The organism is Halorhabdus salina (assembly GCF_013839425.1).
In the GTDB taxonomy this organism is placed as follows: Archaea; Halobacteriota; Halobacteria; order Halobacteriales; family Haloarculaceae; genus Halorhabdus; species Halorhabdus salina.
Genome location: NZ_JACDNP010000007.1, coordinates 35764 through 47192 on the forward strand (window position 1 = coordinate 35764; position 11429 = coordinate 47192).

The following is an 11429-nucleotide window of genomic DNA, read 5'->3' on the forward strand; positions in this document are numbered from 1 at the left end:
ACGCGTTTGCCGATCCGACGACGTCCTCCGCTTCGAACCTTACTTTGTGCCACAGGTTCTACCAACGCGTATGACTACCTACGACGCCGGCGAGTTCACCTTGGAGAAGGTTCGCGAGTACGTCTGGGAGCTCCCACAGGAGGGCGAAATGCGCGTCCCGGCGCGAGTCCTCGCAAGCGAGGCGCTCCTGGACGAGATCAGCGATGACCTCTCGCTGCAGCAACTCAAGAACACCAGCCACCTCCCCGGAATCCAGAAGTACGCCATCGCGATGCCCGACGCCCACCAGGGCTATGGTTTCCCCGTCGGGGGCGTCGCCGGCATCGATGCCGAAGATGGCGTGATTTCGCCGGGAGCGGTGGGCTACGATATAAATTGCGGCGTACGGATGTTGAAGACGGATCTGGAATATAGTGATATCCAGGGTCGCGAAGAGGAACTCGTCGATGCCCTCTTCGAAGCGATTCCGGCCGGCCTGGGCGGTGGCGGTGTCGTCCAGACGGACGTTGAAACGCTGGAAGACGTGCTCGAACGCGGCGTCGACTGGGCGCTTGAAGAGGGCTACGCCGTCGAGGACGACCTCGCCCACTGTGAGGATGAGGGCGTGCGGCCAGGTGCCGACGCCGCTGCCGTCTCGAAGAAGGCCAAAGACAGGGGCCGCCAGCAACTCGGGAGTCTCGGTAGCGGGAATCATTTCTTGGAGGTCCAGCGCGTTACGGACGTCTACCGCGACGACGTCGCGGAGAGCTTCGGCCTCGAAGAAGACCAGATCGTCGTCCTGATTCACTGTGGCTCGCGCGGACTGGGCCACCAGGTCTGTACCGACTACCTGCGGGAGATCGAACAGACCCACCAGGGACTGTTGAACGAGTTGCCGGACAAGGAACTCGCGGCCGCGCCGGCGGGCAGCCATCTCGCCGAGGAGTACTACGCCGCGATGAACGCCGCGATCAACTTCGCGTGGGTCAACCGACAGCTCATCATGCATCGGACGCGAGAGGTCTTCGCCGACGTGTTCGACCGTGACTGGCGTGACATGGAGATGGATCTCCTATACGACGTGGCCCACAACATTGCAAAGAAGGAGGCACACGATATCGACGGAGAGGATCGAGAACTCTTCGTCCACCGGAAAGGTGCGACACGGGCGTTCCCGGCCGGCCATCCCGAGGTGCCGGCCGCATATCGGGATGTCGGCCAGCCGATCATCATCCCCGGAAGTATGGGCGCCGGGAGCTACATTCTGCGCGGCGGCGAGCACTCGATGGAAGAGACGTTCGGCTCGACGGCCCACGGCGCAGGTCGATTGATGTCCCGGACCGAAGCCAAAGACATCTACTGGGGAGAGGACGTCCAAGACGATCTACAGGATCACCAGCAGATCTACGTCAGAGCCGAAAGCGGTGCGACGGTTGCCGAGGAAGCGCCGGGCGTCTACAAGGATGTCGACGAAGTGGTCCGGGTCTCGGATGCACTCGGCATCGGTGATCGCGTCGCGCGGACGTTCCCGGTGTGTAACATCAAGGGCTGACGGCCTCGCTGTCTACGGACCGTCCGCACCCGTCCAGCTGTCGAGTACCGCTGTCCCGTTCGCTGTTGCGTTCCACCAGACGAGATCTATCTCATCGTTCGCCCCTATCGGTGCGCCGTAGGCCCCACCTTGGGCGACCTGTACAATGTCTCCTTCTTGTATCATTCTCGATTCGTTCCATCCTGCGAGGGCCGCCCACGTCACGTTCCCATCTTGCCCTTCGACGTAGACGTCCGCGGCCCGAATACTATCGCCCGTCTCGTGTGTCACAATCAATGCGCTGCTCTGCTCGACATACCGGAAGGTAAAGTTAGCACTGGGGGCACCGGAATCACTGGGCGCGAGCAAGAACACGTTCAGTCCCATCCCGACGACGAGTAACAGCGCCATGGCAACGAGCGTGGCGACGGCCATCATCTCAGAGACAGCGCGGTCATCGGGTTCGGACGCGGCCATGCAAGTTGATTCGACCGCGTCACTGAAAGATTACACGCCCTGTTACCCCCCGAGACGGGCAGCCATCGACAAGCGATCTGAGCCACAACCGAGACGGAACTGACCGGAGTTTCGGTGGGTGGTCACAACGCTTTTTTCTTCCGGGACAGTCTCTGCGTGCATGCAGTTGCCCGCCGTTATCTTCCCGTTGATTTTTTCGACGCCAACCACCGAGACGTCGGGCATAACGCGTGTCGCTGAATTGGTGCCAGCCTGGATTCCCAGTTGGGTGATTGAGCTCTTGGCAGTGATTGTCGTGCTGGTCGGTGCCTGGCTACTTTCCCGGGGATTGGTAACCCTCTTTGGCCGACGCATCGCCAGACGATTTCGCCGACCGAGTCTGACGCGCACGTTCCTCAGTGGGATTCGCGCCGGCGTGTTTGTACTTGCGTTGCTGGTGATTCTTCGGATATTTGGGTTGAAATTGGGCGATATCGCGCTTTCAGTCACTGTCTTCTCGGCCGTGGTCGGTGTCGTCCTCGCGCCGATCGTCGGCAGCGTGATCAGTGGGGTCTTCCTGTTGGCCGATCAGCCCTACGAGATCGGGGACATGGTCGAACTGGTAGACACGAACCAACGAGGGTTCGTCGAAGACATCACGCTCCGGTACACGAAGATATTCACGCTCGATAATACGTTTCTGGTCATTCCGAACGGAGCCATTCGTGACCGCGACGTGGTAAACTATTCGGCCGAGGATCCACGGACGAGACGCGCAATCGACGTTGTCGTCACCTACGAAGGAGATCTCGACACCGCCCGGGACCGCTTCGAGCGAGCCGCCAGAGGCGTCGAAGGCGTCATCGAAGGAGGACCTGACATTCGCGTGGGTGCTGCCCGGTATCCGGCTGGGCCGACTTGCTATGTCAACGAGTTTGGGGACCACGGAGTGAAACTCACACTTCGGTATTGGATCAAAGAGCCCTACAAACTTCTGGCGACGCGATCACGCGTCCAGACGGCGATCTGGGAGGCGCTCGAAGACATCGATGTCGAGATCGCCTACCCACACTCCCATCTGATGTTCGACGAAACTAGCGGCGAGTTGCCGATCAGACACGATGAGAACAGAGCAAGCCGAGCCGGAGATAGCTCGATCCGACCGCCTTCGGGAGGTGAGCCGACGGACGGTCCATCTCCCGATTAATCGATCGAGGCCGTGACGACCCGGCAATCCAGTTCCCCGTCGAGATAAGCGGCGATATCCGGATCGTCTGCGAGTCGCCGAACCATCTCCCGCCAGCGGCTGACTTGTTTCCGGCCGATGACGACGACATCGACGTCCATCGCCGCCACTTCTTCGAGGATCGTCTCCTCGACGAGCAAGCCTGATCTGACGACGTACCGTGTATTCGGCAACGTCCCGAAGGCATCTTCCACTGCAGATTTGAGTTCCGGTCGCGCTACGTGGCCGTTGGCCTGGTGGAGATTGACGTGTAACACTGCCAGGTCAGCATCTTCCTCGTGGGCAACCTCGATTGCCCGTGAAAGCGTTGCACGGGAATGCTCGGAGAGCGGATATCTGACAGGGGCCAAAACGGTCGACATCAGCATGTGGTAGCCCGTCGCCGATCCTCAACGTTTCGCTTCCCGGAGTGGAGTTCACTGTCGCGAGATTCGTTCGTGAACTGACCCAGATCGAAGACAGCCCAGCAGGCGTGAGCACCTGTCGGTATCGTAGCCTAGCGAAAGCCATAACCCCGGAGGCACGAACGGAGTGATATGAGCGCACCACCGGGAGAATACTACACAGAAGAACGCTGGAAAAACTGGATCGAGCGCATCGAAGCTGAGAGCATCGATCCCGAAGAAGAAGACTCTGCCCGCCTATTGTTGAATCTCCAGGATGACGCCGCGATCGCCGTCGCCAAGATCGTCACCGACTACGAGGACGACGAACTCGACACCGAGGCAGCCCTCGAAGAACTCGCGTCCGTCCGCGACATCGTTCTCAAAGAGGTCGAAATGGACGACGAAGAGAAACTGATGGTCGTCGACGGCGTCCAGACGTCGCTGGTCTGTGTCTTCTATGCAGCCGAGGAGTATGTTGCCGGTGATGTCGCTGAGGCACCGGTTGACAACCTGATCGAAGCAGCGGGAGACGCCGAAGCGAACGAAGATATGGACGCCGCGCTCGGCTACTGTGTGCAGGCCGGGACACGTATATTCGCCGACGAAGACGAGTTGTCGATGGATATCGTCGACGAACTCGAGTTCGGACTCGTCGCTGAGTGGGTCAACGGCCTCGACAGTCTGCAGACGGCCTTGAGTGACCCGGAAGTCGTCGAAGAAGACGACGCCTGAACCACGAGTCGACGCCGGGGCAGGCACACACATTTTTATCGACGACGACGAAAGGTAACGCAATGTCGTTCCGGGACGACGAGCGCGCCCAAGCAATTCAGATAGGGGCCGTGCTACTGTTTGCTGTGCTCATAATCGCGTTCTCGCTCTTTCAGGCGTTTGTCGTCCCAAACCAGAACGAACAGGTCGAGGCCAATCACCTGCAGACGGTCGCCGGTGATATGCAAGATCTACGGAATTCGATCGTCTCAGTACCGAAGACGGGCGAGGGACGATCGGTCGGCATTGCCCTGGGGACCAGCTATCCAGCGCGACTGGTCGCGTTGAATCCCCCACCGCCAGGTGGGCGCCTGCGTACAGTCGGGACGGGCGAGGAGGCGATCAATCTGACAGTCGCCAATGCACGCGCAACCGATGAGGAGACGAACGATTACTGGACCGGAGCGAACCAGACCCGGTATTCAGGAGCGATCGGGTACACGCCGGACTACAGCGAATTTACTGATCCGCCCACGATCGGCTACGATACCACGGCACTGTTCCGGCAATTCGACGACGCAAGCTTGTGGACATCGGGACAGCAACTCGTCGATGGCCGGAAGATTACCCTCGTCGCGATCGAGGGGTCGTACGACCGGCGGTCGAGTCAGTCGGTGTCGCTCGATCTGGAAGCACTCAGTGCCTCCCAGACCGACGTAGCGATCACCAACGAGACCGACGAGAACGTTACTATCCAGTTCGCGTCGATGCGAAACGCCAGTGACTGGCGGTCGCTATTGCGTGACTCCGATCAGTTCGTCGACCAGAGCGGATACGTCGTCAGCGTCGATGGGACCCCGCTGGCCGAGGAATCGTTCGATCTCGTCTCGATCGAATTCGAACAATCGGAGACGTACACGCTTCGGATGGCGAAAGTAGGCGTCGGAACGAATACCGAGTCGGAATCGGCCAGATATATCACAGATATCGCCGGTGACGGCGGGTCGATGCAAGAAAAAAGTGAACGATCGGTGGTCGTCGAAGCACGTGACAAGTTCAACAATCCTGTCTCGGGGGTAGAACTGTTTGCAAGCGTCGAATCCGGCCCTGAGAACGGAAGCCTGGCCAATTCGACGGTGAATACAGACGAAGATGGCAGAGCTGAGTTTCGGTATCTGGCCGAAGACATTGCAGGGCAAGCCAGTCGAAACATCCGGATCAACGTGAGCCTCGATGGGCAGCCAACCAGTGCATTCGATCCGAGAGGTCCTGAGAATGTCTCGGTGACCGTTACCGTCCAGAACACCGACGGGAGTGGGCTGGACACAGGGGGCGGGAACGGGACTGGGGCGTACGTAGTCGACTGGGTGAGCAGTCAAAGTCCGGTCAAATGCCCGAATGAGCTGGATGAGGTCTGTACATTCGATGCCAGTCAATCTTCGACGGGAGCAGTGACGATGGGAACCGATCCAATCGCCCAAGGGGCAACTGTGGAGTACGCACTCAACGACACGTCAATTGTTTCGTTATCGCGTTCTACCGGAGTGACAGATTCAAACGGCAAAAATTCGACGGAATTTCAAGCACTGGACAATGGATTTGTCAAAGCGTACACGTCGAGTGGGTCGAGTGGAGACACGTTGGTCTTGGAAGTTATCAATGCACTCGGCCTCATCTATAATGGCGATGCAGCAGCTGTGGACGGAGACGACACACCAAACCCGGACAGAGCTGGGGGCGTTGAATTCAGCGTAACAAATGAATATGGGTCAGCTGTTACTATCGATTCGATCACGATTGATCCGGTGAATGATAACATAGTAGAACTCAGTGATGATCTACTTAACTCACCGAACCCACAAGATGTGGAAGTATACATTGCCGCTGATACCGATGCTTACACCGATTATGGTGGAGGCGTTGCAATTCCAGCTGATGGATTAACAGTTGACGTTGGCGAAGGTGGCAGGTACAACAGTGGAACTGAGGCAGTGATCAACGCTGGTAACTCAGCTACTATCTCATTTTATGAGTTTTACGTTGCTTCCGGTGGCTCTGGAAATACACAAAACCAGAACATGACTGGTGAGCAGCTGAATATCACAATCACGTACACCGTTGATGGGACTCAAGTCACGGAAGAGTTCACGTTCACGGCCTAGTGATGACCCACTCCGCACAAATTGAAAAAAGAAACAGTGACGTCGACCCTCCGAAACGAGGTCAATCAGAGGTCATCGGCGTCATTCTCCTGACGGCAGTCATCGTCATCCTATCGGCACTCGTTGGCGTCGTCATCTTGGGCACCGTCGATACGACCGACGAACCGGTCCTCGATATTGATATCGAGGTCTCCGGTACCGGTATCGAAGTGATTCACAAAGGCGGAGACACAGTCGCGATCGAGGAGTTACAACTACTCATCCGCGATGGGAGTGGTGAACGGAGGGTAACTCTGGATAGCGATGCTGTGTCGGGGAATGACGACAGCGAGTTCAGTCCAGGTGAGAGATACATCCATCAGCAACGATTGACGGGCGAGACGGTCCAAGTACTCGTCGTTCACGAGCAGACGAACACTGTCTTGGTCGATCAGGCGTTCGATATACCAGCAGTCCCCGGGCCGCTAGCATCGCTAACGTACAGTCCACAAGATGTCGAGCCAGGTGAAACGGTGACGTTCAACGCGAGCGGATCGATTGCAAACCAATCCATCGCTCGCTACGAGTGGGCGTTCGGAGACGGGACGACACTGAACACGACCGATCCGAGCATAAACCACACCTACACGAACACTAGCGATTACGAGGTCACGCTTACCGTCGTCGACAGTGATGGCCGGGAAGACACCACGTCGTTGACGATCACTATCGACTACCTACGTGCACCCGACAATCCCGAATCGACAGAGGCCGGTGTGCAGTACGAGTATTACGAGGCAGCTGATTACACGAGTATGCCGGACTTCGAAGCTGAATCACCGGTGCGGACGGGAGAGACAGACCAGATCGATCTCGACCCCGCCCACCGGGAAGACAACTTCGCGTTCCGTTTCACTGGCTACGTCGAAGTTCCTTCGAACGGAACGTACACGTTCTCGACCCGATCAGATGACGGGAGTTATCTGTATATCGGGGATCAACAAATCGTCGATAACGGCGGCGAACACGGCAACCGAACCCGAAGTGGATCTATCAATCTCTCCGCGGGTAAACACGCAATTACGGTGACGTACTTCGAAAACGAGATAGACGAGGGGCTGACTGTAAACTGGTCTGGCCCGGGCGTCAATGCTGGCGAAATCCCCGCAAGCGCTCTGTTCCGAACGCCTGCTCCGAGCGTAAATTTCGACACCGATTGTGTGGGACTCACGTGCACTTTTAACGCAAGCAAGACGACTGCTGACGGCTCGATCTCCGAATACGAGTGGGCCTTCGGCGACGGGAATACGACTACGACATCGAACCCCACAGTCGAGTATACCTACGGGTCAAATGGAACCTATCCTGTGACGCTCACTGTCACAGACGATGCGGGTCGATCAGACTCGATGCAAACCTCCGTTGCAGTCCTCGATCTCCTCCCTGCACTTTCACCAGGAACGGGTGACAACGGCGTTGAGTACCAATATTACGAAGCGTCGAGTATTACCTCACTCGATAGTGTGAATTGGTCCGCGGCCGATCGAAACGGGGACAATGAAAGTATTGATCTTGAACCATCCCATCGTGAAGACAACTTTGCGTTCAGATATCAGACGTATCTCAACGTCTCAAAGACAGACACGTATATATTCAACACAAGTTCCGACGATGGGAGTCGTCTCTACGTCGACGGAAAACTGGTCGTCGACAACGGCGGACTCCATCCAGAAGAGACGGCAAGCGGACGAGTGGCTCTCGAAAGCGGATACCACAACGTAACGGTGGTTTACTTCGAACATACGGGAGTCCAGTCACTTGCCGTCGGTTTTGGCAACGAAACGAGTGGCCCAGAACCGATCCCGCCAAGCCGACTCTATCGACCAAAGTAGAACCCATTTGATCAACACGCTACTTTCGACAATCGACGAAGTCCTGATCGACAGAAACATAAGACACTTCGCCGTCAATGAGGACGAACCATGACAACCGCCGGCATCGACGCCGTCGAGATCCGTACCGGGAATCTCAAACTCGATCTCGCGGAGACGTTCGCGCCCGCAAAGGACGAAGATCCTGCCAAATACACGAAAGGGCTCGGATTGCATGCCAGTTCGTTCCCCGACGCCTACGAGGACATCGTCACGATGGGGGCAAACGCGGCCAAGCGGCTGATGGACCGAAAGGGCCTCGAACCCGACGACATCGGCCGAATCGACGTCGCCACCGAGAGCGCGTTCGATCACTCAAAGCCGGTGTCGACGTACATCGCCGGCTGTCTGGAAGATGTCTTCGAGGACGACTTCCATCACGCGAACAAGGGCGAGCGGAAGTTCGCCTGTCTGGCTGGGACCCAGGCGATCGACGACGCCGTCAACTGGGTCACGTCCGGGAAGAACCGGGGCCGGGCGGCACTCGTCATCGCAACGGACACGGCGCTGTACGAACGTGGAGATTCCGGTGAGGCCACGCAGGGCGCCGGTGCGGTCGCCATGCTGATCGACGAGGATCCCGATCTCACAATCGTCGAACCCCTCCAGGGCTTTGGGAGTGCCGACGAGACGGACTTTCTCAAGCCCAACCAGCAGTTCCCAAGCGTCGACGGCAAACGTTCGATGCAGGTCTATCTCGCCCGGATGCGAGAGGCACTCCGCGATCTCGAAGAACAACGGGATCTCCACCCCGATGACTTCGCTGTCGTGCCGTTCCATATTCCGTTCCCGGGGATGGTCCGGAAAGGTGCTGCGCTCGGGTATCGACACATTTCCCGCGGGACGGACGTCGAAGACGCGCTGGCTGAAGAAATCGGGCCACAGCCTCGACCTGAGGACTTCGAGGACGACGACGCGTTCCGAGATGCCCTCTCGGAGTACACCGACGGTCTGACCGAGACCGATCTGTACCAGGAGTGGTACGATCTGACGGTCGAGCCAACGCTCGGTATCTCCCGGTACGTCGGCAACTGGTACACCGGATCGGTCCACCTCGCCCGGGCGTCCGCACTCCGGGAGGCCCGTGAGAACGGCCGTGCCCTGGACGAAAAGCAGCTGCTGGTCTGTTCATATGGCAGTGGCGCACAGGCCGAAGTCCACATCGAAACCGTCCAGCCTGGGTGGGAGGAAGAGATCGCCCAGCTCAACGTCGATGAGCAGCTGCGTGAGCGCTACGACCTGAGTTTCACCGAGTACGAACAGATCCACGACGTCCACAACTACGACGAAAGCACCGATATCGACGCCTTCACCACGCCCGAAGAAGAGTTCGTCTTCGACGGTTGGGGTCGCATGGGCGAGCGCAAGTACACGTACGTCGAGTAACGTCGTCAACGTCCGCGTCGATACGCCGCCGGTTCGGGCCCAACACCCGGACGGCGGGACCGGGATGTGGTCGCCCTGGCCCATCATAATCGCGGCCGCATCCCCTCGCCGTCTTTCTCTCAAAACTGATCGTCACCAGCGTCGAGGACAGCCGAAAGGTCGATTGTCGTGGTCGAAAGCGCGAAGCCATCGACGCGTGCCAGATCGACCGCATGCTCCCAGACATCTTCCCCCTCGATCCCGTGGAGGACGACCGCATTCGGCGTCGGATTGACCACACGCATCGCCACGAGCGGTGACTCCCCTCGGGAGACGTTCGTGAATACGAGGGCCCGGTTCGAACTCTGACCGTACAGACGATAGAATTCCTCGCTTGAAAGTCGCCTGATCGCTGCGATGGAATCGATGACCGTGTGCCCGACGACGGTTTCCTGGGTCCCGGCCGCTAGTTCAGTTGCGTCGATCGCGTCGAAATAGCGCTCGATGGGGACCGCGGCCGAAAACTCCCGGAGGTCGAGTACGCTATCCCTGTCGTAGCCCGCAGAAATGACCCGCGCATGCTGGCGGATATGTCTCCCACCGCGCGCTTCGTCGATGTCGAGCAGCGCCTCAACCGTTCGCCTGACGACGGCGATTCCTGGATTGTCCCGCCGACCGCTCTCGTAATCGGACACGACCGATGGCGAGACATCCAGCCGATCAGCGAGTTCGGTCTGGGTGACCTCGAAGTCAGTCCGCCACTTGCGGATCGTCTCCCCTGAGCGCTCGCTATAGGCGATCTCGCCGGCGATGCGTTCGGCCAGCTGTGTTCGCTCTCCCTGACTCATGAGTTCCCGTCGGTGGGCCGCAGACATAACTCCTGTCGAATCGTCACTCGACTATCGTCGAACACTCTCGTGAGACGGCCGCCGAATACCGGCGGAAGGGATTTGTTCATTCGTCACTCAGTACCGACCACTATGCCCTCGACGGTGGTCCATCTCGCACTTGCGGGCTTGCTCGCGGCGGGATTGCTCGGGGCAGCGTTCGATCTCCGGGCGCTGGCCGTCGTGTTCGTGGCGGCGGCGATTCCCGATCTCGACGCGTTCGCGAGCCTCGTGATCGAGAGTGGGCACCGTGCCGTCCTGCACACGCTGCTGTTGCCGCTCGCGGTCGGCGCCGTCTGCTGGTACGACACCCGATACCGGGAAGACTCGTGGATACGGGCCCGATGGGACGACGCGGGCGTTCGCGTCGCCTGGGTGAGCATCCTCTCGCTTGCGATCGCGGGGATCGGCCTGGACATGTTCACCAACGGCGTCAACGTCTTCTACCCGGTCCACGATCAGTTCTATCAGCTCGACGGCGAGGTCCTGCTGTCGACCCACGACGGCATCGTCCAAACGTTCGTCGACCTCTCACAGTCGACGGCCGACGGTGCCAGCAGTGGTGGAGGAAGCAGTGGCGGCGAGGTCGCCGTCGGCTCGACGGACGACCAGTTCTACAGTTCGGGCGTCGATCCCTGGGAAGGAGAGGAACCGGCGAACGTCGAACGGACCTTCCCCATCGTCCGGTCGGGCCAGCAACTCCTGCTGGTCGTGACGAGCGCCGTCGTCGTCGGTGGCCGGTTGATCGAGCAACGCATCGTCGGCGAATCCTGAAAGACGCGGCCGACGAACGCGG

10 protein-coding genes are annotated in these 11429 nt (G+C 58.8%); 7 read left to right on the forward strand and 3 right to left on the reverse strand.

From position 1 onward, the window contains the following. Positions 1 to 70: 70 nt before the first annotated feature. Entirely contained in the window at positions 71 to 1531 is a 1461-nt protein-coding gene (locus HZR20_RS10200) for an RtcB family protein (protein ID WP_181686489.1), read from the forward strand. Positions 1532 to 1543: 12 nt separating this feature from the next. Here HZR20_RS10200 and HZR20_RS10205 read toward each other — a convergent pair whose 3' ends face one another. Then, positions 1544 to 1987 carry a type IV pilin gene (locus tag HZR20_RS10205; RefSeq protein WP_181686490.1) on the reverse strand — a complete coding sequence of 148 codons (444 nt, stop codon included), beginning with the start codon at positions 1985 to 1987 and terminating at the stop codon, positions 1544 to 1546. A 160-nt stretch (positions 1988 to 2147) separates the two neighbouring features. Here HZR20_RS10205 and HZR20_RS10210 point away from each other — a divergent pair, with 160 nt between their 5' ends. Then, the gene (locus HZR20_RS10210; RefSeq protein WP_181686491.1) at positions 2148 to 3173 is read left to right on the forward strand and encodes a mechanosensitive ion channel family protein; all 1026 of its coding nucleotides are present in this window, start codon (positions 2148 to 2150) and stop codon (positions 3171 to 3173) included. On the opposite strand, the gene HZR20_RS10215 is transcribed toward HZR20_RS10210, so the two are convergent. Next, positions 3170 to 3574, reverse strand: a complete 405-nt coding sequence (locus HZR20_RS10215) for a universal stress protein (RefSeq protein ID WP_181686492.1) — start codon at positions 3572 to 3574, stop codon at positions 3170 to 3172. The two genes, HZR20_RS10210 and HZR20_RS10215, sit on opposite strands and share 4 nt — an antisense overlap. A gap of 174 nt (positions 3575 to 3748) precedes the next feature. Between HZR20_RS10215 and HZR20_RS10220 the strand changes: the two genes are divergently transcribed. The 4 genes from HZR20_RS10220 (at position 3749) to hmgB (ending at position 9767) form a co-directional block, all read left to right on the forward strand. Continuing rightward, positions 3749 to 4330 carry a DUF2150 family protein gene (locus HZR20_RS10220; RefSeq protein ID WP_181686493.1) on the forward strand — a complete coding sequence of 194 codons (582 nt, stop codon included), beginning with the start codon at positions 3749 to 3751 and terminating at the stop codon, positions 4328 to 4330. 62 nt (positions 4331 to 4392) lie between these two features. After that, entirely contained in the window at positions 4393 to 6471 is a 2079-nt protein-coding gene (locus tag HZR20_RS10225; RefSeq protein WP_181686494.1) for a hypothetical protein, read from the forward strand. Positions 6472 to 6473: 2 nt separating this feature from the next. Next, complete coding sequence (locus tag HZR20_RS10230; protein WP_181686495.1) at positions 6474 to 8342, forward strand: PA14 domain-containing protein; 1869 nt, start codon at positions 6474 to 6476, stop codon at positions 8340 to 8342. 90 nt (positions 8343 to 8432) lie between these two features. After that, a complete protein-coding gene (gene hmgB / locus HZR20_RS10235; RefSeq protein WP_181686496.1) occupies positions 8433 to 9767 on the forward strand; it encodes a hydroxymethylglutaryl-CoA synthase in 1335 nt (444 codons plus the stop codon). 119 nt (positions 9768 to 9886) lie between these two features. Here the strand turns inward: hmgB and HZR20_RS10240 are convergent, their stop codons facing one another. Beyond that, on the reverse strand, positions 9887 to 10594 hold the full coding sequence (locus tag HZR20_RS10240; RefSeq protein WP_181686497.1) for a helix-turn-helix domain-containing protein: 708 nt from the start codon (positions 10592 to 10594) through the stop codon (positions 9887 to 9889). Positions 10595 to 10726: 132 nt separating this feature from the next. Here HZR20_RS10240 and HZR20_RS10245 point away from each other — a divergent pair, with 132 nt between their 5' ends. Beyond that, positions 10727 to 11407, forward strand: coding sequence for a metal-dependent hydrolase (locus HZR20_RS10245; protein ID WP_181686498.1), 681 nt, complete (start codon positions 10727 to 10729; stop codon positions 11405 to 11407). Positions 11408 to 11429 lie beyond the last annotated feature (22 nt).